This is a genomic window from Anaeromyxobacter soli (assembly GCF_022808855.1).
GTDB lineage: Bacteria > Myxococcota > Myxococcia > Myxococcales > Anaeromyxobacteraceae > Anaeromyxobacter > Anaeromyxobacter soli.
On sequence record NZ_JAKZLF010000022.1, the window covers coordinates 13,796 to 37,883 of the forward strand.

At 75.3% G+C, this 24,088-nt stretch carries 23 protein-coding genes; 12 read left to right on the forward strand and 11 right to left on the reverse strand.

The genetic code is table 11. The annotated features are described in order from the left end of the window. Positions 1–6: 6 nt before the first annotated feature. Genes hisH through hisD form a run of 3 tightly spaced genes read right to left on the reverse strand, consistent with a single transcriptional unit; the run spans position 7 to position 2,641 of the window. Positions 7–621 carry an imidazole glycerol phosphate synthase subunit HisH gene (gene hisH / locus MLV88_RS15270; RefSeq protein WP_242356206.1) on the reverse strand — a complete coding sequence of 205 codons (615 nt, stop codon included), beginning with the start codon at positions 619–621 and terminating at the stop codon, positions 7–9. Beyond that, positions 618–1,235 carry an imidazoleglycerol-phosphate dehydratase HisB gene (hisB, locus tag MLV88_RS15275; protein WP_242340343.1) on the reverse strand — a complete coding sequence of 206 codons (618 nt, stop codon included), beginning with the start codon at positions 1,233–1,235 and terminating at the stop codon, positions 618–620. Before hisB ends, hisH begins: the two co-directional genes overlap by 4 nt. Then, positions 1,232–2,641 (reverse strand): histidinol dehydrogenase, encoded by a 1,410-nt coding sequence (gene hisD / locus MLV88_RS15280; protein WP_242340344.1) that lies wholly within the window; start codon positions 2,639–2,641, stop codon positions 1,232–1,234. Before hisD ends, hisB begins: the two co-directional genes overlap by 4 nt. A 98-nt stretch (positions 2,642–2,739) precedes the next feature. Here hisD and MLV88_RS15285 point away from each other — a divergent pair, with 98 nt between their 5' ends. Continuing rightward, positions 2,740–3,858: a VIT1/CCC1 transporter family protein gene (locus MLV88_RS15285; protein ID WP_242340345.1), complete on the forward strand. Its 1,119-nt coding sequence runs from the start codon at positions 2,740–2,742 to the stop codon at positions 3,856–3,858. A gap of 39 nt (positions 3,859–3,897) precedes the next feature. On the opposite strand, the gene MLV88_RS15290 is transcribed toward MLV88_RS15285, so the two are convergent. Both MLV88_RS15290 and MLV88_RS15295 read right to left on the reverse strand, forming a co-directional pair. Further along, positions 3,898–4,578: a hypothetical protein gene (locus MLV88_RS15290; protein WP_243337889.1), complete on the reverse strand. Its 681-nt coding sequence runs from the start codon at positions 4,576–4,578 to the stop codon at positions 3,898–3,900. Positions 4,579–4,710: 132 nt separating this feature from the next. Beyond that, entirely contained in the window at positions 4,711–6,024 is a 1,314-nt protein-coding gene (locus MLV88_RS15295) for a flavohemoglobin expression-modulating QEGLA motif protein (protein ID WP_243337891.1), read from the reverse strand. Positions 6,025–6,167: 143 nt separating this feature from the next. Here MLV88_RS15295 and MLV88_RS15300 point away from each other — a divergent pair, with 143 nt between their 5' ends. The 11 genes from MLV88_RS15300 (at position 6,168) to MLV88_RS15350 (ending at position 14,215) form a co-directional block, all read left to right on the forward strand. After that, positions 6,168–6,590, forward strand: coding sequence for a hypothetical protein (locus MLV88_RS15300; RefSeq protein WP_242340348.1), 423 nt, complete (start codon positions 6,168–6,170; stop codon positions 6,588–6,590). Positions 6,591–6,597: 7 nt separating this feature from the next. Continuing rightward, positions 6,598–6,942, forward strand: a complete 345-nt coding sequence (locus MLV88_RS15305; protein WP_242340349.1) for a hypothetical protein — start codon at positions 6,598–6,600, stop codon at positions 6,940–6,942. 11 nt (positions 6,943–6,953) lie between these two features. Further along, positions 6,954–7,673, forward strand: a complete 720-nt coding sequence (locus tag MLV88_RS15310; RefSeq protein WP_242340350.1) for a secretion protein — start codon at positions 6,954–6,956, stop codon at positions 7,671–7,673. Beyond that, positions 7,670–7,996, forward strand: coding sequence for a hypothetical protein (locus MLV88_RS15315; protein ID WP_242356211.1), 327 nt, complete (start codon positions 7,670–7,672; stop codon positions 7,994–7,996). The genes MLV88_RS15310 and MLV88_RS15315 overlap by 4 nt, the downstream gene beginning before the upstream one ends. A 120-nt stretch (positions 7,997–8,116) precedes the next feature. Next, the gene (locus MLV88_RS15320; protein WP_243337893.1) at positions 8,117–9,097 is read left to right on the forward strand and encodes a FliM/FliN family flagellar motor switch protein; all 981 of its coding nucleotides are present in this window, start codon (positions 8,117–8,119) and stop codon (positions 9,095–9,097) included. Then, positions 9,094–9,450, forward strand: coding sequence for a flagellar biosynthetic protein FliO (locus tag MLV88_RS15325; protein WP_243337894.1), 357 nt, complete (start codon positions 9,094–9,096; stop codon positions 9,448–9,450). Before MLV88_RS15320 ends, MLV88_RS15325 begins: the two co-directional genes overlap by 4 nt. Further along, positions 9,447–10,121: an EscR/YscR/HrcR family type III secretion system export apparatus protein gene (locus MLV88_RS15330; protein ID WP_242341603.1), complete on the forward strand. Its 675-nt coding sequence runs from the start codon at positions 9,447–9,449 to the stop codon at positions 10,119–10,121. The genes MLV88_RS15325 and MLV88_RS15330 overlap by 4 nt, the downstream gene beginning before the upstream one ends. Positions 10,122–10,126: 5 nt before the next feature. Further along, positions 10,127–10,393 carry a flagellar biosynthetic protein FliQ gene (locus MLV88_RS15335; RefSeq protein ID WP_242341604.1) on the forward strand — a complete coding sequence of 89 codons (267 nt, stop codon included), beginning with the start codon at positions 10,127–10,129 and terminating at the stop codon, positions 10,391–10,393. Continuing rightward, entirely contained in the window at positions 10,390–11,166 is a 777-nt protein-coding gene (locus MLV88_RS15340) for a flagellar biosynthetic protein FliR (RefSeq protein ID WP_243337896.1), read from the forward strand. The genes MLV88_RS15335 and MLV88_RS15340 overlap by 4 nt, the downstream gene beginning before the upstream one ends. Next, positions 11,163–12,194, forward strand: a complete 1,032-nt coding sequence (locus MLV88_RS15345; protein WP_243337898.1) for an EscU/YscU/HrcU family type III secretion system export apparatus switch protein — start codon at positions 11,163–11,165, stop codon at positions 12,192–12,194. Before MLV88_RS15340 ends, MLV88_RS15345 begins: the two co-directional genes overlap by 4 nt. Beyond that, entirely contained in the window at positions 12,191–14,215 is a 2,025-nt protein-coding gene (locus MLV88_RS15350; protein WP_243337899.1) for a flagellar biosynthesis protein FlhA, read from the forward strand. Before MLV88_RS15345 ends, MLV88_RS15350 begins: the two co-directional genes overlap by 4 nt. Before the next feature lie 81 nt (positions 14,216–14,296). Here the strand turns inward: MLV88_RS15350 and MLV88_RS15355 are convergent, their stop codons facing one another. From MLV88_RS15355 to ligA, 6 genes are all read right to left on the reverse strand, one after another. Next, on the reverse strand, positions 14,297–14,659 hold the full coding sequence (locus MLV88_RS15355; RefSeq protein ID WP_243337920.1) for an HU family DNA-binding protein: 363 nt from the start codon (positions 14,657–14,659) through the stop codon (positions 14,297–14,299). Between the two features lie 147 nt (positions 14,660–14,806). Next, positions 14,807–16,108 (reverse strand): YhjD/YihY/BrkB family envelope integrity protein, encoded by a 1,302-nt coding sequence (locus MLV88_RS15360; protein ID WP_242355889.1) that lies wholly within the window; start codon positions 16,106–16,108, stop codon positions 14,807–14,809. 5 nt (positions 16,109–16,113) lie between these two features. After that, positions 16,114–18,459 (reverse strand): Rne/Rng family ribonuclease, encoded by a 2,346-nt coding sequence (locus MLV88_RS15365; protein WP_242355890.1) that lies wholly within the window; start codon positions 18,457–18,459, stop codon positions 16,114–16,116. 188 nt (positions 18,460–18,647) lie between these two features. Beyond that, positions 18,648–21,338 (reverse strand): TIGR03960 family B12-binding radical SAM protein, encoded by a 2,691-nt coding sequence (locus MLV88_RS15370; protein ID WP_243337901.1) that lies wholly within the window; start codon positions 21,336–21,338, stop codon positions 18,648–18,650. A gap of 209 nt (positions 21,339–21,547) precedes the next feature. Beyond that, complete coding sequence (locus tag MLV88_RS15375) at positions 21,548–21,829, reverse strand: acylphosphatase (protein ID WP_242341392.1); 282 nt, start codon at positions 21,827–21,829, stop codon at positions 21,548–21,550. Beyond that, the gene (ligA, locus tag MLV88_RS15380; RefSeq protein WP_242355893.1) at positions 21,829–23,928 is read right to left on the reverse strand and encodes an NAD-dependent DNA ligase LigA; all 2,100 of its coding nucleotides are present in this window, start codon (positions 23,926–23,928) and stop codon (positions 21,829–21,831) included. Before ligA ends, MLV88_RS15375 begins: the two co-directional genes overlap by 1 nt. Positions 23,929–24,088 lie beyond the last annotated feature (160 nt).

The window sequence follows — 24,088 nt, forward strand, 5'->3', positions numbered from 1 at the left end:
GGGCTCCTAGATCGAGACGAACCGCTCGAGCAGCGCGAGCCCGACCTTCTGGCTCTTCTCGGGGTGGAACTGGACGGCGAAGAGGTTCTCGCGCGCGAGCGCCGCGCAGTAGGTCGTGCCGTGCGTGGCGACGAGGGCGACGCCGGGGGCGTCGGCCGGGGCCGCGTAGGAGTGGGCGAAGTAGACGTAGGCGCCGTCCATGGGCGCGAAGATCGCCGGGCGCGCGCCCACGAGGCGCACCGGCGACCAGCCGATGTGCGGCAGCTTCACGCCCTCCGGCAGGCGCCGGATGCGGCCCGGGATGATGCCGAGCCCCTTCGCCCCGCCCGCCTCCTCGCCCTCCTCGAACAAGAGCTGCAGCCCCACGCAGATGCCGAGCACCGGCGCGCCCCGGCCGATCGCCTCGCGCAGCGCGTCGGCGACCCCACTCTGCTGCATCGCCGCGGCGCACTCCGGCATCGAGCCCTGCCCCGGCACGACGACCCGATCCGCGCGCCGGACCAAGTCCGGATCGCGCGTCACGACGACCTCCGCGCCGACCTCGCGCAGCGCGTTCTCCACCGAGCGCAGGTTCCCCGCGCCGTAGTCGACGAGGGCGATCGTCCCGGGCGGCTTGCTCACAGCAGCCCCTTCGTGGACGGGAGCGCAGTTCCCTCGCGAGCGGTCGCAGCCCGGAGCGCGCGCGCGGTCGCCTTGAAGATCGCCTCCACCACGTGGTGCAGGTTCCGCCCGTAGCGCACGTTCACGTGCAGGCAGATGCGGGCGTGGTTCACGAGCGCCTGGAGGAAGTCCTGCGTCAGGTCCACGTCGTAGCCGCCGATGAACTTCTTCCCGGAGGGGAGCTTCGCGTTGAACGTGAGGTGCGGCCGGCCGGAGAGATCCACCACCACCTCGGCGAGCGCCTCGTCGAGCGGGACCACCGCGTGGCCGTAGCGGGCGAGGCCCGCCTTGTCGGCGGTCGCCTGCCGCAGCGCCTCGCCGAGCCCGATGCCGACGTCCTCGACGGTGTGGTGCGCGTCCACCTCGAGATCGCCCTTCGCCCGGATCGCGAGCGTCATCCCGCCGTGGCGCGCGATCTGGTCGAGCATGTGATCGAAGAACGGCAGCCCCGTGGCGATGCTCGACTCGCCCGGCGCGAGGGAGAGCTCGACCGCGACGTCCGTCTCCTTCGTCTTGCGCGCCACCTGGCCGCGCCGCGCGCTCGCCGCGCCGCTCCGTCCCCCCGAGCGCCTCACCGCGTCCTCCTCCCCGCCGCCGCGCGGGAACCCCGCTTCGCGGCGCCCGCGGGCCGCTTCGCCGTCCGCCGCGTGGCGCGCTCGCGCGCCGCCGGGGCCGCCTGCTTCCCGACCCGCACCGCCACCGCGCGCCAGTGGCCCTCGAGGCCCTCGGCCCTGGCGAGCGCCTCCACCGCGGGCGCGACCTTCGCGAGCGCGCGCGGCGAGAGCTCGAGGACGCTCATGCGGCGGCGGAACGTCGCGACCGAGAGCGGCGAGGCGAACCGGGCCGTCCCGGCGGTGGGCAGCACGTGGCTCGGGCCGGCGAGGTAGTCGCCCACGGCCTCGGGCGTGCTCGTCCCGACGAACACCGCGCCCGCGCGCGAGAGCTTCGAGACGAGCGCCGGGGCGTTCCGCGCGTGCAGGGCGAGGTGCTCCGGCGCGAACGCGTCGGCGAGCCGCACCGCCTCGGCGAGATCCTTCGTCACCACGGCGGCGCCGCGGTCGTCGAGCGACCGCCGCGCGATCTCCCGGCGCGGCAGATCGGCGAGCTGCCGGGTGAGCTCCGCGAGCGTCGCCTCGGCGAGCCGCGCCGAGGGGGTGACGAGGACCGACACCGCCCGCGCGTCGTGCTCGGCCTGGGCGATGAGGTCGCTCGCCACCTCGGCGGGATCGGCCGCGGCGTCGGCGAGGACCAGGATCTCGCTCGGTCCGGCGATCATGTCGATGTCGACCTGGCCGAACACGAGCCGCTTCGCCGCCGCCACGTAGGCGTTGCCCGGCCCGCAGATCTTGTCGACGGCCGGCATCGACGCGGTCCCGTACGCCATCGCCGCGACGGCCTGGGCGCCGCCGACCCGGTACAGGCGCGAGACGCCGGCGACGTGGCACGCGGCGAGCGTCCAGGCGTCCATCTCCCCGGTCCCCTTCACGCCGGGCGAGCAGACGTAGACGTCGCGCACACCGGCGACCCTCGCCGGGATGGCGGTCATGAGCACGGAGGACGGGTAGCGCGCGGTGCCGCCGGGCACGTAGAGCCCGGCGCGCGCGAGCGGCCGGACGACCTGCGCGAGCGTCGCGCCGATGGCGTCGCGGCGCGCCGGCACCTCCGCGTCGCGCTCGCGCCGGTGGAAGTCCGCGATCCGGCCCGCCGCGAGCTTGAGCGCCCGCCTCCCGTCCGCCGGCAGCCCCTCGAACGCCGCCCGGAACGCGTCCTTGCCGAGGACGAGCCCCTCCGGTCCGCCCGGCTCCCAGCCGTCGAAGCGCCGGGTGTACTCGAGCAGCGCGGCGTCGCCGCGGGCGCGGACGTCCTGCACGATGGCCAGCGCCGCCTCGCGGACGGGGGCCTCGTCCTCGTCCGAGCCGCGCGCGCAGACGCGCGCCCACGCTTCGGCGAACGACGGTTCACGGGTATCGAGCTTCTGCACGGCGCGTTCTCCGGGGGTCCATTTCTATAGACCACCCGCCCCGTCCGTGGCGAGCCTTCCGGGCCCGGGGGACCACGGCCCTGCTACATTCCGGCCCCATGACGGCCCCGCGCACCGATCTCTGGCTCCAGAACCTGCTCGACGAGCGCGACGGCGCCGCCCTGTACGAGGGGCTCGCGCGCCACGAGAAGGACCCCGCCCGCGCCCAGAGCTTCCGCGAGCTCGCGATCGCGGAGCGGCGGCACGCCGAGCTCTGGCTCCGGAAGCTCGAGCGCGAGGGGGTCGCGGTCCCGCCGGACCGGCCGAGCTCGCGCGTCCGCGCGCTCGTCTGGCTGGCGCGGCGCCTCGGCTCCGCGGCCGTGGTGCCGATGGTCCTGGAGACGGAGGCGGGCGACGCGGACAAGTACGATCGCCAGGGTGGAGAGGCACGCGCCATCGCCGAGGAGGAGCGCGCGCACCGCCAGGCGCTCGTGGGCATGAGCGAGGGCGCCCCCACGGACGCGCGGGAGATCATCGCCTCGCGCGAGCGCTGGCACCGCGCCGGACGCAGCGCCGGGTCGCTCCGCGCGGCCGTGTTCGGCATGAACGACGGGCTCGTCTCGAACCTCTCGCTCATCCTCGGCGTCGCCGGCGCCGGCGTCGCGCCCGGCACGGTGGTGATCACCGGGTTCGCCGGGCTCCTCGCCGGCGCCTTCTCGATGGCGGCCGGCGAGTTCACCTCCGTCGCGAGCCAGCGCGACCTGCTCCTCCGTCAGGTGGAGCTGGAGAAGCGCGAGATCGTCGAGGCGCCGGAGGAGGAGGCCGCGGAGCTCACCCTCATCTTCAAGCAGAAGGGGCTCTCCACGGAGCAGGCGAGCCGCACCGCCGCCGAGCTCCTCAAGAACCCCGACAGCGCCGCCGACACCCTCGTCCGCGAGGAGCTGGGGCTCGACCCCGAGGACCTCGGCTCCCCCATGCACGCCGCCGTCGCGTCGTTCGTCCTCTTCTCGCTGGGCGCGCTCGTCCCGGTGCTGCCCTTCCTCTTCACCACCGGCACGCCCGCGGTGGCGATCGCCTCCGCGCTCGCCGGCGGGCTCCTCGCCGCGGTGGGCGGGCTGCTCGGGTTCCTGTCCGGCACGAGCGTCTTCCGCTCCGCGGCGCGCATGGTCGGCCTCGCCGCGGTCGCGGCGGGCGTCACCTACGCGGTCGGGCGGCTCTTCGGCGCGACCGTGAGCTGAGCGGAACCCCGCCCGGAGCGCCGCCCGGCGCGGCGCTCGCTAGAACGCGATCCGGAGCTCGAGCCGCGGCGCGAGGACGACGTGGGCGCCCAGCGCGCTCCCGTTGCGGTCCGCCTGGCCGGTCGCGGTGCTGCTCACGCTCGCGTAGGAGGCGGTGACGAGGGGCGTCGCGATGCGGAGCGACAGCGAGCCGGTGAGCGTGCGGTCGAGCGCGATCCCGCCGCTGACGCCGACGAGCCGGGACCGGTAGGTCTCCTCGAGGTCGCCCCCGGCCGGCGAGGGCGTCGTCTCGCTCGCGCGCACGAAGCCGCCCTCGATCGCCCCGACGATCGAGAAGTCGACGGGGGCATCGCCAGGGGTCAGGACGCGGCGCACGCCGACCGAGGCGAACGCGCCCGTGACGGTCTGGTCCGTGGGCGAATAGGTCGAGCCGGACGGCGGATCCATCTCACGCCGGTCCCCGCCCCCCGCGAGGCCGAGGACGATCCAGGTGCGCTCGCCGGCGCGCCGCTCGAGGGAGGCGTTGACGCTCGGGATCGAGGCGTCGATCGACGTCACGTACGCGCCCGAGGGCAGGAGGATCGCCGAGATCGGGTTGCCGACGAGCGTCCAGCTGAGACCGCCGCCGAGCGACCACTCCGCTGGCGAGGCACCCTCGGCGAGGGAGAGGGTGGGTGTCAGCAGAGCGGCCAGGAACAAGGGGGCGGCGAGTCGGCGCATGAGGAGGTCCATTCACGCGTAGCGTAGCAGAGCGCTGCCGCACGTCGAGCGAATCGTCACCGTGCGTCGAATCGCGCTGGGGCCACCTCGACCCGCACTGGCACCCCGCACTGGGGGCCGCCCCGCGCGCCGCTACTCCCCCTGGTCCCCCTCGTCCTCGCCCACCGTCCCTGCGCGCTCCTCGCTGTCCTCCCGGAGCGGCGGGGCGAGCTCCACCGCGGGCCGCCCCTCCTTCCGCCGCGCCGCGTAGTAGCGCGACACGCTCGGCAGGCTGAACCGGTTCATGGTGACGCTGTGGGTCGCGAGCGCGTTCAGGCGATCGATGTCGATGAACCACTCCGGCAGGAAGACGGGCCCGACGCACAGCCCGTCCTCCACGAGGTCCCGGACGAGCTCGGCGTCGTCCACGCTCATCTTTCCCGCGAGGAACGCGCGCACGAGCTCCACGTCGCGCTGCTCGAGCGCGGCGCGGAGGAAGTTGAAGGTCCGGCAGTAGCCGCGCTGGTAGGCGGCGTCCTTGGTGAACGGGGCGCCGCCCTCGAGGATCCCGCCGCGGAACACGCGCTCGCTCATGAGCGCCGCCTTCTCGGGCGGGAAGCGCGCGAGGAGGTAGCGGTACACCTCGAGGAAGTCGGCCCCGCGCGCGGCCATGTCGATCGCGATGGTCCGCTCGCCGAGCTCGATGTAGCGCTCGTCGGTGATGTGCCCGGTGAGGAACTCGGCGACGATGCCGCCGCCCTCCTGCGACTCGGTGAACCGGGGGAGCCCCACCCCGAGCACCGTGAGCACCGGCTGGCGGAAGCCGTTCAGCGAGGTGAGCACGTGCCACAGCCCCTCGTGGTGGGCGAGCGCGTGGACCTGCCGCTCCGAGAACCGCGCGCCCGTCCTGAGCGTGATGCGCGTCGCGCCGGCCGCCGCGTTCGCGGTGAGCCGGCTGGTCACGACGGCGGACACGTTCCCCCCGAGGAGCGGCGTGCAGAGCTCGACGATGCGCCTCGCGGCCTCCTCGGCCGAGTAGACCTGCTGCTCGTCGCGCGCCCGCGGCCGCGACGCCCACATGCGGGCGATGGCGAGGTTGTCGACGTTGTGGTCGGGGAAGCGATCGCGCGGGTCGCCGTAGACGCGCCGCGAGATCTCGTAGAAGCGCCGCGTCCCGCGAGCGGCGAGCATCTGCGCGAGGGCGATGAACTCGTCGCACTTCTTCCGCAGCAGGTCCTCGACCGGGTTCTTGCCGCGGATCTGCCGGCGGAGGCCGCGGAGCTCCTTCACCTTGTCCGCGGGGACGAAGCCGAGCGCCGGGTACTCCGGGCGCGGCAGCTCCTTCGCCCCGTGCCGGAAGAACCGCTCGTGGACCTGCGCCGACCAGTTGATGGCGCGGAGGACGCGGATCGGCCGCTGGGCGTGGACGATCTGATCGCTGAGGCGGCGAAGGTACTCGCGCGACACGGGGCGACCCTACCACGGCCGCGTCCGCGCGCCGGCCGCGAGGGGCCGTGCTGCGTCCCTCCCCGCGCGCCGCAAGGGCGAGCGCTCGCAGGAGATGCGGCGCGGCACGCCGGTTGCTCACCGCCCTGCCAGGAGGCCACCCCATGAACCCGATCCCGTCCATCCACGTCGCGAACACCACCGAGCGCAAGACCGAGCCGGACCGCTTCGGCGCGGCCCTCCGCACCGCCGCGGCCAGCGCGGCCCGCGGGGTCGCCGCGTCGGTCGAGCTCGCCGCGCCGTTCGTGCCCGGCGGCACCGTCGTCTCCGGGGCCCTGCGCTCCGCGGCCGGCACGCTCGCGAGCGGTGGCGCCACCGGCGGGGCGCACGTCGCGGAGACCGCCGGCGCCGAGGGGGACATCGTCGCCGCGACGCGCGCCCTGCAGCAGCAGTCCCAGAGCTTCAACCTCCAGTACCTGCAGCTGCAGGAGAACATGCAGCGCGAGAGCCGCGAGTTCGCCGCGCTCTCGAACGTCATGAAGGTGAAGCACGACAGCGCGAAGTCGGCGATCAACAACATCCACTGAGGCCGCCATGCCCATCGCGCCCGTGGGCGCTGCCGGCGCGGCCATCCGGCCCGCGCCGGTCAGGCCCGACAAGCCGAGCTTCTCCACGCTGCTAGAGCCGCGGGCGCCCGCGGCGAGCGCCCCACCCCCGCGACCGAGCCCGGCGCTCGCCGCGCTCGAGGGCGTGGAGCGCGCGCAGCGGCGCCTCGAGGGCGTCCTCGCCGCGGCGCGGCAGGGCAGGACCTTCAGCGCCCAGGAGCTCCTCGGCCTGCAGGCCGAGGCATACCGCGTGGTCCAGACCGTCGATCTCGCCTCGAAGCTCGTCGAGCAGGGCGCCCAGTCCGTGAAGCAGGCCCTCAACACCCAGGTCTGAAGGAGATCTCCATGCGACGTGCGCTCCCGCTCCTCGCCCTCGCCACGCTCCTCGCCGGCTGCGGGGACGACGAGCTCTTGCACGGCCTGGAGGAGGCCCAGGCGAACGAGATCCTCGTCGCACTGGACGAGGGCGGGCTGTCCGCGACGAAGGCGCGCGAGGAAGGCTCGGAGGGGCGGTGGACCGTCTCCGTGAGCGGGCGCGACGCGGCGCGGGCTCACCGGATCCTCGCCGAGCGGGAGCTGCCGAGGCCGCGCCCGGCGGGGTTCGGCGAGGTGTTCGGCAAGGGCTCGATGGTCCCGACCGCGACGGAGGAGCACGCGCTGTACCTGCACGCGCTCTCGGGTGAGCTCTCGCGCAGCGTGGAGAGCATCGACGGCGTCGTCGAGGCGCGGGTCCACCTCGGCCTGCCGCAGCCCGATCCTCTACGCCCCGGCGAGCGCCCACCGCCGCGGGGTGCGGTCCTCGTCAAGTGCCGGCCTGCGGCCTGCGCCTCGGTGCGAGCCCTGGAGCCCGGGATCCGCGCGCTCGTCGCGGGCGCGGCCGACGGGCTCGAGCCGTCGGCCATCTCGGTGGTGATCGCGCCCGGCGCCGAGGCACCTGCGCCCCCGGCGCCCCCGGCCCGTCGCTCACCGCTGCTCCTCGGGCTCGCCGCGCTGGCGGGGCTCGGCGGTGCGGCGCTCGCCGGCGTCGCCGTCTCCGGACGGCTCCGGGGCGGAGGAGCCCCGTGAACCCGGCGGACCGTCTCCTCGCGTCCCTCGCGGCCGCCTTCGCGCCCCAGCGCGCCGCCGCCCTGCTCGCCCGGCTCGGCTCCGCCGACCTCCGGGAGGTGCGCGCCCACGCGGAGCGGCTCGCGCCGGGCTCGCGGGCCGAGCGGCTCGCGGCGCTCGCGGCCGCGCTCGCAGCCGCTCACCGCGGCGCGCCCACCCCGCCCGCTCCGGCGGAGCGTCCGCGCGTCGCCGAGATCCTGCGCGCGGTCCGGCGGGGCCTGCCCGCGCCGACGGCCGCCCCTGCGCTGGCGAGGCTCTGCCGGGAGCGTCTCGGCTGCCTCTGAGCGGTCCGCGACTCGACCCGCCCGTTCGGGCCGCGGTCCGCCGCGGCCGGCCGGAGGGCGGAAAACGCCGTGATTCCGCGCCAGCTCGCGCTGGCATGGGCCGTGGACTGTCCGCGGTCCATGCCCTTTCCGTTCGAGCTGCCGTCCGTCTCACGCGGTCACGCCGAGCTGACCGTCGCCGCGCGCGCCCTCGGCGCGGAGGTCGCCACGGCGGCGGCGCGGACGCTCGGGTCCCTCCTCGGCTTCGATATCGCCGTCGGCGCGCGAGCGGTCCCCGGCCGTGCGCTCCCGCGCGGCGGCGTCGCGCGCGTGGGCCTCGACCTCCCCGCGCTCCCGGGGACGGCCGCCCTCGAGGTCGAGCCCGCTCTCGTCGTCGCGCTCGTCGACCGGCTCGCTGGGGGGATCGGCGAGACGTACGGCGCGACGACGCTCACCGGCGTCGAGGCCGCGGCGCTGGAGCTCTTCGCGCTCGCGGCGCTCGAGGGGGCCTGCGAGGTCTCGGGGGTCGAGGAGGCGCTGGCGCCGCGCCTGGGCCGCGCCGCGTCGGAGCCCGCCGCGGCGCTGGCCATCGAGCTCACGGTCACCGCCGGACACGTCTCCGGGCGCGCGCGGCTGCTGCTGCCGCCCGCCGCGCTCCGCGCGCTGCGCGGTGCGCCGGCCTGGGACGGCGCCGCCGCGGGGCTGCGGATGGTGGCCTCGCTGCGCGGCGGCGAGGCCGCGCTCGGGCGCGAGGAGCTCGCCGCGCTCGCGACCGGGGACGTCGTGGTGCTCGACGGCACGGCGGAGCCCAGGGCCCTGGTGCTCCCGGGCGGCGCGCGGCTCGCGGGACGTCTCGAGGATGGAGCCTTTCACGTGGAGGAGATCGACATGACGGATCGGATGGCGCAGCTCCCGGTGGTGCTCGAGGTCGAGCTCGCCCGGGTGGAGGTGACCCTCGCCGAGCTCGCCCGGCTGGAGCCGGGAGCCACCCTGCCGCTCGCGCTCGATCGGCGCGGGATCGTGACCCTGCGCGCGGGCGAGCGCGCGCTCGGGCGCGGCGAGCTCGTGGACGTGGACGGCGCGATCGGCGTCCGGATCGTGAGCCTCGAGGTGGCGCCGTGATCGCCGCATTGCGCCTCGCGGCCGGGAGGTCTCGCCGGCTCGCGCTGCCCATCGCCGGGGCGGCGGTGGTCGCCGCGGCGCTCGCCTTCGCGCCCGGCGGGCTCGGTCCGATCGCGGCCCGCGCCGGCCTCGTGGCCGCCGCGCTCGCGGCCGCGGCCGTCCTCGCGCGCCGCCGCGTGGCCCCTCCGGCGACGACCGCGCTCGCGCTCGTCTCCCGGGCCTCGCTCGCCCGCGACGCCGGCGTCGCGCTCGTCGAGGTGGACGGTCGGCGACTCGTGGTGGGCTACGGACCTTCGGGGGTCCAGCTCCTCGCCGAATCGCGGAGGGCGTCGCCGGAAGGGAGCGCGCCGTGACGCCGCTCGCCCTCGCCGCCGGCCCCGTGGCGGACCGGCCCGCCGAGCTGCTCGTCCTGCTCGCCGCGCTCGCCGTCGTCCCCGCCGCGCTCGTCATGCTGACCTCGTTCCTCAAGATCGTCGTCGTCCTCTCGATCGCCCGCTCCGCCCTCGGCGCGCCGCAGGTCCCTCCGAACACGGCGGTCACCGGCCTCGCCCTCGTGCTGACGGCGCTCGTGATGGCGCCGGTCGGCGAGCGCGCGGTCGCCGCCATGCGCGAGGCCGCCCCCGCGGAGCGCGGGATCGCGGGCACGCTCGCGCAGGTCGAGCGCGGCGCCGAGCCGCTCCGCGGGTTTTTGGCGCGGTTCGCGCGGCCCGACGATCGCGCCGCGTTCGTGGACGTCGCCCGCCGGCTGCGCGGGCCGGGCGCCACGCCGCCGGGCGAGCAGGAGTTCGCGGTCCTCGCCCCGGCCTTCGTGGTGTCGGAGCTGCGCCGGGCGTTCACGATCGGCTTCCTCGTGTTCGTCCCGTTCCTCGTCGTCGACCTCGTCGTCTCGAACGTGCTCCTGGCGCTCGGGCTCACCCAGCTCTCCCCCACCTCCGTCGCCCTGCCCTTCAAGCTCCTCCTCTTCGTCGCCGTCGACGGCTGGAAGCTCCTCGCGCGCGCGCTCGCGCTCTCGTACGCCGGGTGATCGCCATGGACCCCGCCCTCCTGCACGTCGGCCGCGAGGCGCTCCTCCTCGTCCTCGCGGTGTCCGCGCCGCCGCTCCTCGCCGCCCTCGCCGTGGGCCTCGTCACCGGCGTCCTCCAGGCGGCGACGCAGATCCAGGAGCCCACCGTCGGCGTCGTGCCGCGGCTCGCGGCCGTGTTCCTGGCGCTCGCCGTCGCCGCGCCCTGGATCGGCGCGCGCGTCGTCCAGTTCGCCCGCAGCTGCTTCGACCTCCTGCCCCGGATCGCCTCGTGACCCCGCCCTTCCCTCCCGAGCTCGCGGCCCGCGCCCCGGGCGCGCTCCTCGCCGCCCTGCGCCTCCTCCCGGTGGCCCTGGCGTCACCCTTCCTCGGCGGCCCGCTCGTCCCGCCGGTGGTGCGCGTCGCGCTCGCCGCGGGCCTCGGCGCGGCCGTCTCCGCGGCCGGCGCGGCCCCGGCGGCGACGGACGCGCTCTCGCTCGCCGCGGGCGGCGTTCGCGAGCTCGCGCTCGGGGCCGTCCTCGCCTTCCTCGTGAGCGCGCCCGTCGAGGCGGCGCGCGCGGCGGGCCGGCTCGCGGACACCTTCCGGGGCGCGACGCTGTCCGAGCTGCACGTCGCGCCCATCCGGCAGCGCGAGAGCGCGGCGGGAGACCTCCTCGCGCACTGGGTGGTGGTCCTCGCCGCGTGGGCGGGCGGCGACCGGCTCGTCGTGCACGGGCTCCTCTCGACCTTCGTGGCGGTGCCGCCGGGGGCGCCCTTCGCGCTCGCCAGGGCGCTCCCCGCGGTCCTCGCGGCGGCCGCCGAGCTCGTCGCCGCCGCGGTCGCCATCGCGGCGCCCGCCGCCGCGGGCGTCCTCGCCGCGGATCTCGCCGTCGCGCTCGTCGCGCGCGTCGCGCCCCAGCTCGGCGCCGTCAACGCGGCGCAGCCGGCGCGCGCGGCGCTCGGGCTCCTCGCCCTCGCCGCGAGCGCGGGCGTCGCGGGCGGTCGGCTCGCCGCGATGGTCGCGCTCTCGGGCAGGACGGTGGAGGCGGTCGCGGGGGTGGCGCCGTGAGCGGCGACCGGACCGAGGCGCCCACCCCGAGGCGCCTGCGCGAGGCGCGCCGGCGCGGCGAGGTCGCGCAGAGCCGCGAGCTCACCGGCGCCGCGGCGCTCCTCGGCGGGCTCGCCGCGGTGGCCGCGACCGGCGGCGCCATCGCGCGCGAGCTCGCGACGTTGCTGCGCGTCCAGCTCGCGCAGGCGGCCGACCCCGCCGCCGTCCCGGCCGCGGCGCTCCACGCCGGGCTCGCCGCCGTGGCGCGCCTCTCGCTCCTTCCGGCCGCCGGCGCCTTCGCGGCGGCCGCCATCGCCGGCGCGCTGCAGGCGGGCTTCACCTTCGCGCCGGGCGCGCTCGCGCCCCGGGCCGAGCGCGTGAGCCCGATGGCGGGGCTGCGCCGCCTGCTCTCGCCGGTGAGCCTGCTCGCCGTGCCGCTCGGGCTCGCCAAGGGGGCGGTCCTGCTCGCCGTCGCCCTGGCGTGGCTCCGCGCGGCCGCGCCGGCGCTCGCCGGCCTCTCCCGCCTCGACGCGCGCGCGCTCTGGGGCGCCGCGCCGCTCCTCCTCGGGCTCGCCGTGCGGCTCGGGGTCGCCTACGCGCTCCTCGGGCTCGCCGATCTCGCGCTCGCGCGCTTCCGCCACCGGCGCGCGCTCCGCATGACGCGGGACGAGGTCCGCCGCGAGCACAAGGAGGACGAGGGCGACCCCGCGCACCGGTCGGAGCGCCGCCGCCTGCACCGCGCGCTCCTCGAGGCCGGCGCGGTCTCGCGGGCGACGGTCGTCGTCGTGAACCCGACCCACGTCGCGGTGGCGCTGCGCCACGACCGCGACGGCGAGGCCGCGCCCCGGCTCGTCGCGAAGGGCACCGGGCTCGCCGCCGCCCGCATCCGCTCCGCGGCGCGGCGCGCGGGCGTGCCGATCGTGCGCGACGTGCCGCTCGCGCGCGCGCTCCACCGCCTCGCCGAGGTCGGCGACGAGATCCCGGAGGAGCTCTACGAGGCCGCCGCCGCGGTCCTCGCCCACCTGTACGGCCACACGGAGACGCCATGACCCGCCTGCACTCGATCCTCGCCCGCGTCCGCGGCGCCGGCGACGCCGCCTTCGCCGTCGCGGTCCTCGCCGTCGTGCTCCTCCTCGTCGCGCCCGTCCCGCCCGCGGCGCTCGACGCGCTCCTCGCCCTGAACCTCGCGGTGGCGGCGACGATCCTCGTCGTGACGCTCTTCGCGCGGGACGCGCTCAGGTTCGCGAGCTTCCCGACCCTCCTGCTCCTCACGACCCTGTTCCGCCTGGCGCTCAACGTCTCGTCGACGCGCCTCGTCCTCTCGCGCGGGGACGCCGGGCGCGTCATCGAGGCGTTCGGGCGGGTCGTCGTCCAGGGCAACTACGTCGTGGGCGCCGTCGTCTTCGCCATCCTCACGCTCGTGCAGCTCCTCGTCGTCGCCAAGGGCGCGGAGCGCGTGGCGGAGGTCGCGGCGCGCTTCACGCTCGACGCGCTCCCCGGCAAGCAGATGGCGATCGACGCGGACGTGCGCGCCGGCGCGATCGACGCGGGCGAGGCGCGCCGGCGGCGCCGGGCGCTCGAGCGGGAGAGCCAGCTGTACGGCGCGATGGACGGCGCGCTCAAGTTCGTGAAGGGCGACGCCATCGCGGGCGTCGCGATCGTCCTCGTGAACGTGACCGGCGGGCTCGTGGCGGGCGCGCTCCGCGGGATGGACGTCGGTGCGGCGGCGCGCCGGTACGCCCTCCTCGCCATCGGCGACGGCCTCGTCTCGCAGCTCCCCGCGCTCCTCGTGGCGGTCTCGGCCGGCGTCGCCGTCACGCGGGTGGCCGCCGAGGACGAGGGCGGCTCGCTCGGCGGCGAGATCGGGCGGCAGCTCGCGGCCGAGCCGGCGGCGCTCGGGACGGTGTCGGCCCTCCTCGCGGCCCTCGCGCTCGCCCCCGGCCTCCCGGCGGCGCCTTTCGCGGCGCTCTCCGCCGCCGCGGCGGGCGGTGCGTTCCAGCTCGCCCGCCGGCGCGCGCGGCGCTCCGCCGCCGTTCCCGCCGAGGCGGCCGCGAGCCCCGCCGATCCCTTCGCCGCGCCCGCGCCGGTCGTCCTCGAGCTCGCCGACGATCTCGTGGCGGCCGCGCGCGCGGAAGATGGGCGGGCGATGCGCGAGGCGCTCGCGGCGCTCCGCGACCAGCTCTGGCGCGAGCTCGGGGTGCAGGTCCCCGGCGTGGTCCTGCGTCCCGCGCCGCTCCCGCGCGCGGGCTGGTCGCTCCTCGTCGACGACGTTCCGGTCGCGTCGGGCTCCGCTCCCGAGGGCGAGCTCCTCGCGCTCGTGGCGCCCGAGGAGCTCGCGCTCGTCGGCGTCGGGGCGACGGCGGCGACGGACCCCGCGAGCGGCCGCCCCGCGGCGCTCGTCGCCGCCGCGGACGCCGCCCGCGCGTCCGCGCTCGGGCCGGTGCTCGGCCACCTCGAGCGGATCGTCGCCGAGGCGGGCGGAGCGCTGCGCGGCGCGGCGCATCACCTCGTCGGCGTGCAGGAGGCGCAGGCGCTCCTCGACGCGCTCGAGCCCACCGCGCCCGCGCTCGTCCGCGAGGCGGGCCGCCAGCTCCCGCCCGCGCTCCTCGCCGAGGTCCTGCGCCGGCTCGTCGAGGAGGGCGTGTCCATCCGGCCGCTGCGGACGATCCTGGAGGCGATGCTCGAGGCCGGCGGGCCCGCGCGCGGCGCGGCAGCGCTCGCCGAGGCGTGCCGCCGATCGCTCCGGCGCCACATCGCGCATCGCTTCGGCCGGGGCGGCCCGCTCGCCGCGCTGCTCGTCGATCCCGCCGCCGAGCGCGCGATCCGCGAGGCCCTCGCCGGTGAGGCGCTCGCCCTCGACCCCTCCGATGCGCGCGCGCTGCTCGACGCGCTGGACGCGGAGACGCGCGGCGGCGCCGAAGCGCCCGTGATCCTTGCGAGTGCGGACGTCCGGCGGGCGTTGCGCGGGCTCGTGGCGCCGCGCTTCCCGCAGGTCGCGGTGCTCACCTTCGACGAGCTCCCGCCCGAGCAAGAGGTGCGTCCGGTGGGGCGGCTCGCCCTCGCCGCCTGAGCGGAGCGATCCCGAAAACGCGCCGGGCCGCGGCAGGTTGGCCGCGGCCCGCGAGCTTGCCACCCGGGAGAGCGCCGAGCTTCAGGCGCCGGCGGCCACCGGCGGGGTGCCGTCACCCTCGCTGCCCTCGTCCTCGTCGTCAGGCTCGAGCGGCTTCGCGAGCGCCTCCGGGCGGTTCACGCGATCCCGGAGCTCCTTGCCGGTGCGGAACAGGATCCCGCGCTTCGGCTTCACCGGAATCACCTCTCCGGTCTTGGGGTTACGGCCCTGGTACCCGTCGTAGTGCTTCACGTGGAAGGCGCCGAGGCCGCGGATCTCGATGTTCTCTCCGCGACAGAGCGCGTCCTTCATCGAGTCGAAGATCGTCTCGATCGTGGACTCCGCCTGCTTCTGCGTGACGCCGCGCTTGACCACGAGGATGTTGATGAGATCCGACTTCAGCATCGGCACTCCGGACGAAAGCTGAGGGCCCGCAAGGCTCGGCAAGCCCCTCGAGGTTGAGGGGAGCCTAGCCGAAGCCTCCGAAATCAGCAAGGGTTCCAACGGCATGCGCAGTTCTGCGCACTGGGGCGGCGCGAATCGCGCCCCTGACTACGCGCGCCGCGCCGGCAGCTCGCCCGCTTCCCCGGGGGGAGCAGCCGGCGCCGGCAAGGCCTGCGCGGCGGGCTTTTGTTCGCACAGCGCGCGGAAATCCACTGCGGCCAGGCGCTCCTCCGCCCGCTCCTCGATCTCGCGGACGATCCCCGCGACCGGCCCGCGGGAGTGGGGGAGGTCGGACGAGCGCCCCACGATGGCCCGGCGCACATCGAGCAACGTCAGCCGCTCGAGCGGCCTCGACGGGACGAGCCCCCCATCCGTGAGGGAGACGACGAGCCCCGCGTTCCTGAGCGCCGCGAGGACCTCCCCGGCCTCCTCGGCGCCCGAGCCGAGCCTGCTCGCCACGTCGCCCGCGTCGGGCGCGGGCTCTCCCCGGTCGAACGCCCTCGCGATCTGGAGCATGGCCTGCCCCGCGAGGATCTCCTTGCCGGTCGGCGACGACGGCTGCGGAGCCCCGTGGATGAGCGCGGTCGCGTACTGGATCACGAACGCGAGGCGCGCGCCGAAGAGGAGGATCGTCCAGGAGACGAACAGCCAGAAGATGAAGATCGGGATCGCCGCCACGGAGCCGTAGATCGCGTGGTACCGGACGATGCCGCCGATCCCGAGCGCGTAACCCCACTTGGCGAGCTCCCAGGCGACGCCCGCGGCCAGGCCGGCGATCACGGCCGACTTGATGCGGACCTTCGTGTAGGGGACGAGGAGGTAGATGAGCGAGAAGAACGTGCAGGTGAGGAGGGCGCCGCCCGCGACCGCGAGCGCGCGGAAGCCGCTGCTCGCGAGGAACGCGCGGCCGGTGGCGGCGAGCGTGAGCGAGCCCGCGAGCAGGAGCGGCCCGAGGGTGATCCCCATCCAGTAGATCACCGCCTGCTGCGCGATCGGGCGCCGGCGCTGCACGCCCCAGATGTCGTTCAGCGCGGCGTCGACGTTCGTGAAGAGGGAGATCGCCGACCAGACGAGGAGCGCGCCGCCCACGATCCCGGCGCTCGTCGCGTGCGCGTTGGTCACGAAGCGCTGGAGGTACGGCTCGAGCGTGTCTCGCGCGCCGACGGCCAGGTTGGAGATCAGGAACTCGTGGACGAGCTCGGAGATCTTCTCCATCCCGGTGAAGGCCTGGACCACCGAGAAGGCGACGACGAGGGCCGGGACGAGCGCGAACAGCGTGATGTACGTGAGCGCCATGGCCCGCAGGCGCACGGCGTCGCTGTCGAGGACCCGCAGGGCGGTCCCGACGGCGCTCCAGCCGGCCCGGAGGAGGCGGACCACGCGCTCCCGCGTCTCCGCCGGGCCGGTCATCCTCGTCAGCGCTCCTCGCCGCCAGAGCCGCCGGCGCTGCCCGCGGCGTCCGACGGCGCCGAGGCCTGCGGCTCCTCCGGCGCCCGGCCGCGCCCGCCGCGATCGCCGCCGCGGTCGCGATCACCGCCGCGATCCCCGCCGCGGTCCCGGCCGCGCCCGCGCTCGCGCTCCCGCTCGCGGGGCTGATCCCCGCGCTGCTGGCGGCCGTAGATGTCGAACTGCTCCTGGTGATACCCGGACTGCGCCTTCACCTCGATGGTCTTGTTGAAGCGATCCATGAGGTAGCGGAGCTCCTCGCGCTCCGCGCCCTGCAGGATGCGCGCGACCTCGGGGTGGGCGTTCACCACGAGTACGGGCTCGGGGAAGTGAACCGCCTCGCGGCGGATCTCCCGGAAGATCTCGTACGCGATCGTGATCTTCGACTTGATGTGCCCCTTGCCCTCGCAGTAGCTGCAGGGCTCGTTCATCACGCGCGTGACCGACTCGCGCACGCGCTTGCGCGTCATCTCGACGAGCCCGAGCTCGGAGATCTTGAGGACGTTGGTCTTCGCCTTGTCCCGCCCCAGCGCGTCCTGCAAGGCCTTGAAGACCTTGTCGCGGTTCTGGGGTTTGTCCATGTCGATGAAGTCGATGATGATGATGCCGCCGATGTTCCGCAGGCGGAGCTGGTAGACGATCTCCTTCGCGGCCTCGACGTTGATCTTGGTGATCGTCTCCTCGAGGTTCTTCTTGCCGACGTAGCGGCCCGAGTTGACGTCGATGGCGGTGAGCGCCTCCGCCTGGTCCATGATGATGTAGCCGCCGCTCTTCAGCCAGACCTTGCGCTGGCTCGCGCGCTTCAGCTCCTGCTCGATGCCGTACGCGTCGAAGATCGGCTCCTCGCCGCGGTAGTACTCGATCTGGCTCTCGAGGTGCGGCGCCTGCTCGTGCACGAAGCGGAGGATCCGCTCGTACTCGTCGCGATCGTCGATGACGAGCTTGCCGACGTCGGCGGTGAAGAGGTCGCGCGTCGCGCGGAGGATGAGGTCGAGGTCGCCGTGGAGGAGCGCCGGCGCGGAGACCTTGTCCTTCGTGCGGATGATCTCGTTCCAGACCTGGATGAGGAAGCGGATGTCGGCCTCGAGCTTCGCCGCCTCCACGTTCTCCGCCACGGTGCGGACGATGAAGCCGGTCCCGTCCGGCCGCATGCGATCGACGATGTCGCGCAGCCGGCGCCGCTCGGAGTCCTTCTCGATGCGGCGCGAGATGCCGATGTGATCGACCGTGGGCATGAACACGAGGTGACGCCCGGGCAGCGAGATGTGGCTCGTGATGCGCGCGCCCTTCGTCCCGATCGGATCCTTCGCGACCTGGACGATCACCTCCTGGCCCTCCTTCAGGAGGTCCTGGATGTTCTTCGGCTCCTTGGAGCGCTTCTCGCGGTCGTGGCCGTTGCGGCCGCGGCCTTCGCGGCCCTCGCGGCCCTCGCGGTTCTCCCGATCCCGACCCTCGCGGCCCTCGCGGCGCCCGCGATCGTCGCGATCGCGGCGGCGCTCCCGGTCGCGGTCGCCCCTGCCTTCCCGCGGCTCGCGGTCGGACTTGGCCTCGCGCGCGTCGGCCTTCTCGCGCGGCGCCTGGATCCGGTCGGCGAGCGGGGCGGCGCCCTCGGGCGCGGCCACGACGGGCGGCGGGGTGGGCGCCGCGAGCTCGGCCGCCGGGGTCTCGGCGGGCACGTCCGCGAGGGGCGGCACGGGCAGGGGCGGCGGCTGCGGCACCGCCGCCATGCCGATCTCCTGCGTGAGCGGGATGGGCGTGAGCGGCGCCGGCGGCGCGTCGATGGCGCTGCTCGCGACGTCGGGGACCTCCGCGGCCGCCGGGGCCGCCTCGGTGGGCTCCGGCGTGAGCGGAGCGGCGACCGCCTCCGCGGAGGCGCGCGCCGCCTCGTCGGTCCCGGCGGCCGGCTCGCCGATGGCGAGCGGCGCCTCCTCGGCGATGGGCACCGGCGTGGCGGCCGGCGGCTCGGAGGACACGGCGCGCGCGCGCGCCTCCTCCGCCTCCGCCTCCTGCTCGGTGGGCACCTCCGGCACCTCGACGCGGTGCTCGCCCTCGGTGAGCTCGAACTCCTCCGAGAACTCGGGGTCGCCGTAGACGTCCCCGACGTACAGGAACGCGGCCTTGTCGAGCCCGATGTCGACGAAGGCGGCCTGCATGCCCGGGAGCACGCGAACCACCCTGCCCTTGTAGATGTTGCCGACGATCCCCTTCTCGCGCTTTCGCTCGAGGTAGTACTCGTGGATGGTGTTGTTCTCGACGAGGGCGACGCGAGTCTCCGCGCCGGCCGCGTTGATCACGAGGATGCTGTTGCCCGCCATGGCGATGGTCCTCTCTCGCCCCGGGAAGGCGCGGGGAGAGCGAGGCCCGTCATCACGATGGGCCGCGACCGCGAGCGTCCGGGCGGTGCCGGGCGTCTCGGATCGGCTGTCGAGCTTCCGCTCAAAGCGTCGCGCTCCTCGCGCCCGGCGGCCGCGGTTCGTCGCGGCGCTGCGGGGCGCGCTGTAGTTCAGGCGTCCAGGTAGCGAGGCGCGCGCGGCTGACGGCCAGAATCCTGACCCTCGCCCGCCCTCGCGAAGCTGACGCCTTCCTTCAAAACCTTCACTCCCCTGGGCGGCTCCCCGTCGCCGAAGATCGCCGCCAGCACCTCGGCTGGCTTCGCGCTCCCGGAGGGATCCGCCCGCAAACTGAACGCGACCGTCCCCGGGCCTTCGACGGCCAGGTGGGTCACAATTTCTTTCAAGTCTATCTCTCTTCCCTTCGTCTCCGCGACCTTCTGTCGCCGACGCCCCCGGCTCTTGGGGGGGGGCGCCCGGGTGACGACCGCCTGGTCGGCCTCCCCGAACCCCGCCACGCGATCCGAAAGGGTCACCTCATCCCAGCCATCCCCCTCGAACTCCACGCGATAATGGACGGCGCGGAGTGATTCGGAAATCGACGGCGCGCTCGCCTCCACCCGCTGGGCGTCGAGCACCTCGAGCCCCTTCGGCAGCTCCGGAGCGAGCCGGGCGGCGACCTCGGCGGGGTCGAGCTCGCCGGCGAGCTCGAGATCCATGAACTCCGCCTGGCTCTCGACGCCCACGGCGAGCGCCGGGCCGAACGAGACGCGCGGCTTCGGGTGGAAGCCCTGCGAGTAGACGACCGGGAGCCCCGCGCGGCGGATGGCGCGCAGGAGGGTGTGCATCGTCTCGAGGTGCGAGAGCGCCACGAGCCGGCCGAGCTTCGCCCAGCGGACGCGCACCCGCGTGCGGAGCGCCGGCTCGGGCGGGCGCGGCGGCCGGGGCGGCTCGGGGACGTACTCGCTCGCCTCGTAGGTCCGGTTCTTCACGACCTCGTAGTCGCACGCGCCGCACACGCTGCACGGGGCGAGCACGCAGTCCTCCACCTCGGCGAGGTTCCGCGCCGCGGCGAGCTGCTTCGCGAGGTAGGGCTTCGTCACGCCGCAGTCGATCCGGTCCCACGGCAGGACCTCGTCGAGCCGGCGGCGGCGGTGCGCGAACCAGTCGAGGCCGACGCCGTGCTCGCGCTCGCACGCCTCGAACGCGGCGAGCCAGCGTCCCTCGTCGAACCACTCCGACCACCCGTCGAGCCGCTGGCCGCTGCGGTAGGCGGCGAGCACCGCCGTCGCGACGCGCCGATCGCCCAGGGCGAGGGCCCCCTCGATGGACGACTGGCGCGAGTCGTGCGGCTTGAACTGGATCGCGCCGTTCCGGCCGCCGAGCGCGGCGGTGATGAGGGCCTGGCGCCGCCGGGTCTCCTCGGGCGGGATCATCGGCTCCCACTGGAAGGGCGTGAAGGGCTTCGGCACGAACGTGGAGGCGCCGAGGTGGATCGCCGCCGAGCCCTGCCCCTTCGGCAGCGCCCGGCGCGCCGTGGCGAGGCACCTCCTCGCGAGCTCGGCGATCGCGACGACGTCCTCGTCCCGCTCCTCGGGGAGCCCGATCATGAAGTAGAGCTTGAGGAGCGACCAGCCGTTCTGGAACACCGACTCGACGGCGCGGAGCAGGTCCTCCTCGCGGTTGCCCTTGTTGATGACGGCGCGCATCCGCTCCGTCGCGGCCTCGGGCGCGAGCGTGAAGCCGGTCTTCCGGATCCGCGCGATCTTCTTCGCGAGCGAGTCGTTCATCGTCTCGGTGCGCAGGGACGGCAGGCTCATCGCGATCTTCTCGCCCTCCCAGCGGACGAGGAAGTCGTCGAGCATCCCGTTGAGCGGCGCGTAGTCGCCCGACGAGAGCGACAGGAGCCCCACCTCCTCGTAGCCGGAGGCGTCGAGCCCCGTCTCGGCGAGCCGCAGGACCTGCTTCGGGTCGCGCTGCCGGGTCGGGCGCGTGATCATGCCGACCTGGCAGAAGCGACAGCCGCGGGTGCAGCCCCGCTGCAGCTCGATGGGGAGCCGGTCGTGGATCGTCTGCATGAACGGCACGAGCGGCCGCGTGTACGCGGTCGTCGGGAGCGCGTTCAGGTCCGGCATCACCCGCCGCTCGATCTTCTCGTAGCCCGGCACGAGGGGCTCGAGCTCGACGAGCGTGCGCGTCGCGGGGTCGTAGCGGGGGCGGAACAGCGACGGGACGTACACGCCGGGGATGCGCGCGAGCCTGCGGAGCAGCTCCGCGCGCGAGGCGCCGCCGCGCCGGAACCCGCTCTCCGCGACCGCGTCGGCGATCTCGAGCGCGACCTCCTCGCCCTCGCCCACGGCGAAGCAGTCGAAGAAGTCGGCCACGGGCTCCGGGTTGAAGGCGCAGGGGCCGCCGCCCACCACGATGGGATCCCCGTCGCCGCGCTCGCGGGCGTGGAGCGGGATGCCGGCGAGGTCCAGCATCGCGAGCACGCTCGTGTAGGCGAGCTCGAACTGCAGCGTGACGCCGAGCAGGTCGAACGCGCGGACGGGCGCGCGCGACTCGAGCGTGAAGAGCGGCACGCCGCGGGCGCGGAGCATGCCCTCCATGTCGGGCCAGGGCAGGAACACCCGCTCGCAGGCGATCTCGGGCCGGTCGTTCAGCAGGTGGTAGAGGAGCCGGAACCCGAGGTTGGACATGCCGACCTCGTAGGTGTCCGGGAACGCGAGCGCGAAGCGCACGCGCGCGGCGGACAGGTCCTTGGTGACGCTGCCGAACTCGCCGCCGACGTAGCGGGACGGCTTCTGCGCGGCGAGCACGAACTCGTCGAGCGCGGACGGGAGGTTCGCGTAGGGGGTCGTCATGGTTCGCCGGGCCGCGGGTTCGAACCGCGCCTCGCCCAACGTCGTGTGGAACTCCCGGATCCGACTGACGAATCCGGCAGGGCTGGCGTTCGTAGCACACCCGCGCCGCCGGCGGCAACGCTCGAGGCGAAGGTCCGGCCGGGGACGCGCCCGCCCCGACGGCGCCTCGAGAGGCCGTGAACCGATCCCCTCCCGGCGCCTCGACGCTCTCAGCGGCGGACGGAGAAGGGCCCGAGGTCGCCCGCGTGCGGCCTCCAGGAGACCTGGACCCCTTCGACCCGCGCCGCCGGCGGCCCCCGCCCGCACCAGCGGACGAGCGCCTCCACCTTCGCGCGCTCGCCCTCCGCCTCCGCCTCGACGCGCCCGTCCGCCACGTTCCTCACCCAGCCGTGGATCCCCAGCCGGCGCGCCTCGTCCACGGTCGCCTGCCGGAACGAGACCCCCTGCACGTCCCCGCTCACGAGGATGTGCGCGCGAACGAGCTCGGCCATCACTCCTCCAGCATCCGCAGGAACTCCGCCTCGCCCACCACCTTGACCCCGAGCGACTGCGCCTTCTCGAGCTTCGAGCCGGCGTCCTCGCCGGCGACGACGAGATCGGTCTTGCGCGAGACGCTGCCCGACACCTTGCCGCCGCGCCGCTCGATCTCGGCCTTCGCGTCGTCGCGGCTCATGGCGGCGAGCCCGCCGGTGAGGACCACCGATCTCCCCGCGAACGGGCCGCGGGCCTCGATCGCCTCCTGCGCGGGCCTCACGCCCGCCTCGAGGAGCCGCTCCACCACGCGCCGGTTCTGCGGCTCGGCGGTCCAGGCGCGGATCTCGCGCGCGGTCTCCGGGCCGACGTCGCGCACCGCGAGGAGCTCCTCCTCGCTCGCGTCCATGAAGCGCGCGAGGTCGCCGAAGTGGCGCGCGAGCGTGGCCGCCGTCGCCTCGCCCACCTGCGGGATCCCGAGCGCGAAGAGCAGGCGGCGGAGCGTCGTGTCCTTCGAGCGCTCGAGGGCGTCGAGCATGTTCTGGGCGCTCTTCTCCGGGAGCTCGGCCTTCGCGTCCCGCTCCTCCTTGCGCGGCCGGCTGAACAGCTCCTGGAAGGCGCGGAAGGGGACGCCGTACAGATCCGCGAAGTCGCGGACGAGGCCGCGCTCGACGAGCCCGGCGGCGAGCTTGTCCCCGAGCCCGTCCACGTCCATGGCGCGGCGCTGGGCGAAGTGGGTGAGCCGCCCGACGAGCTGGGCGGGGCAGGCCGCGCCGGTGCAGCGGTAGACCTTCTCCCCCTCCTCGCGGACCACCTTCGCGCCGCAGACCGGGCACGCGGTCGGGAACGTGAACGGGCGCTCCTCCCCGGTGCGCCGCTCCTTGAGCGGCATGACGACCTCGGGGATGACCTCGCCCGCGCGGCGCACGAGGATCCAGTCTCCCTCGAGGACGTCCTTGCGCCGCATCTCGTCCTCGTTGTGCAGCGTCGCGCGGGACACCATCGCGCCGGAGAGCCGGACGGGCTCGAAGTCCACGACCGGCGTGAGGATCCCGGTGCGCCCCACCGAGGCCCAGATGCGCCGGATGCGCGTCGCCTCCTCCTGCGGCGGGTACTTGTAGGCCACCGCCCAGCGCGGGAACTTGGACGCCGCGCCGAGCCGGCGCCGCCAGTCGAGGTCGTCCACCTTCACCACGACGCCGTCCGTGTCGTACGGGAGCGCGAAGCGCCCCTGCGCCATGCGATCGCGGTAGGCCTTCACCTCCGCGATGCCGTCGCAGCGCGCGTTCGCCGGGTTCGTCTCGAAGCCAAAGCGCCCGAGCGCCTCGATCTTCTCCATGTGCGTGCGCCACGCGCCGGGCGCGGCGCGCGCGCCGCCGGGCTCCGCGCCGGGCACGAGCGCCTCGTAGGCGATGAAGGAGAGCGGACGGCGCGAGGTCACGCGCCAGTCGAGCTGGCGGAGCGACCCCGCCGCCGCGTTGCGGGGGTTCGCGAACGGCTCGCCGCCCGCGCGGAGGATCTGCCGGTTCATCGCCTCGAAGTGCTCCTTGAAGAGGAGCACCTCGCCGCGCACCTCGACGCGCGGCGGGACCTCGCCGAGGAGCCGCTCCGGGATCCCCCGGTTCGCGCCCGTGCGGCCGACCGTGCGCAGGTTCGCCGTGACGTCCTCGCCGTTCACGCCGTCGCCGCGGGTCGAGCCCTGGACGAGGCGGCCGCGCTCGTACACGAGCTCGACCGCGAGCCCGTCGAGCTTCGGCTCGGCGACGTAGCCCACCCGGACCTCCTCGCCGAGCCCGAGCAGGCGGCGCACGCGCGCGTCGAACTCGTCGAGCTCCTCGTCGGCCTGGATGTTCCCGAGCGAGAGCATGGGCTCGCGGTGGACGACCCGCTCGAACCGCTCGCTCGGCGTGCCCGACACCCGCTGGGTCGGCGAGTCGGAGGTGGCGAGCTCGGGGTGAGCCGCCTCGAGCTCGGCGAGCTCGCGCACGAGCCTGTCGTACTCGGCGTCGGAGAGGACCGGTCGATCGAGGACGTAGTAGGCGTGATCGGCGGAGAGGATCCGCGCGCGGAGCTCCGCGGCGCGGACGGCGGCGGCGTCCCTGTCGGCATCGGCCGGCATGGCGCCAGGATTACGACCGACGGGCCCCTCTTTCAATCGCTTCTTGGCGCGCGCGCCTCGCGAAGGCGCGCTCGAGGTGAACCGCGACGCCCGCGGGACTCCCGAGCCTGCCGGGGCGCCCCGGGGCGCCGCGCGGGGCGCCCTCGACCGGAGCGGGCGG

Bases quoted from the DNA above. Each gene is read 5' to 3' on its own strand.
- MLV88_RS15355 (WP_243337920.1), bottom strand. From the start codon at position 14,659: ATGCTGAAGTCGGATCTCATCAACATCCTCGTGGTCAAGCGCGGCGTC.
- MLV88_RS15360 (WP_242355889.1), bottom strand. From the start codon at position 16,108: ATGACCGGCCCGGCGGAGACGCGGGAGCGCGTGGTCCGCCTCCTCCGG.
- ligA (WP_242355893.1), bottom strand. From the start codon at position 23,928: ATGCCGGCCGATGCCGACAGGGACGCCGCCGCCGTCCGCGCCGCGGAG.
- MLV88_RS15335 (WP_242341604.1), top strand. From the start codon at position 10,127: ATGGACCCCGCCCTCCTGCACGTCGGCCGCGAGGCGCTCCTCCTCGTC.
- MLV88_RS15290 (WP_243337889.1), bottom strand. From the start codon at position 4,578: ATGCGCCGACTCGCCGCCCCCTTGTTCCTGGCCGCTCTGCTGACACCC.
- MLV88_RS15285 (WP_242340345.1), top strand. From the start codon at position 2,740: ATGACGGCCCCGCGCACCGATCTCTGGCTCCAGAACCTGCTCGACGAG.
- MLV88_RS15350 (WP_243337899.1), top strand. From the start codon at position 12,191: ATGACCCGCCTGCACTCGATCCTCGCCCGCGTCCGCGGCGCCGGCGAC.
- MLV88_RS15305 (WP_242340349.1), top strand. From the start codon at position 6,598: ATGCCCATCGCGCCCGTGGGCGCTGCCGGCGCGGCCATCCGGCCCGCG.
- MLV88_RS15320 (WP_243337893.1), top strand. From the start codon at position 8,117: ATGCCCTTTCCGTTCGAGCTGCCGTCCGTCTCACGCGGTCACGCCGAG.
- MLV88_RS15370 (WP_243337901.1), bottom strand. From the start codon at position 21,338: ATGACGACCCCCTACGCGAACCTCCCGTCCGCGCTCGACGAGTTCGTG.
- MLV88_RS15300 (WP_242340348.1), top strand. From the start codon at position 6,168: ATGAACCCGATCCCGTCCATCCACGTCGCGAACACCACCGAGCGCAAG.
- MLV88_RS15365 (WP_242355890.1), bottom strand. From the start codon at position 18,459: ATGGCGGGCAACAGCATCCTCGTGATCAACGCGGCCGGCGCGGAGACT.
- MLV88_RS15310 (WP_242340350.1), top strand. From the start codon at position 6,954: ATGCGACGTGCGCTCCCGCTCCTCGCCCTCGCCACGCTCCTCGCCGGC.
- MLV88_RS15375 (WP_242341392.1), bottom strand. From the start codon at position 21,829: ATGGCCGAGCTCGTTCGCGCGCACATCCTCGTGAGCGGGGACGTGCAG.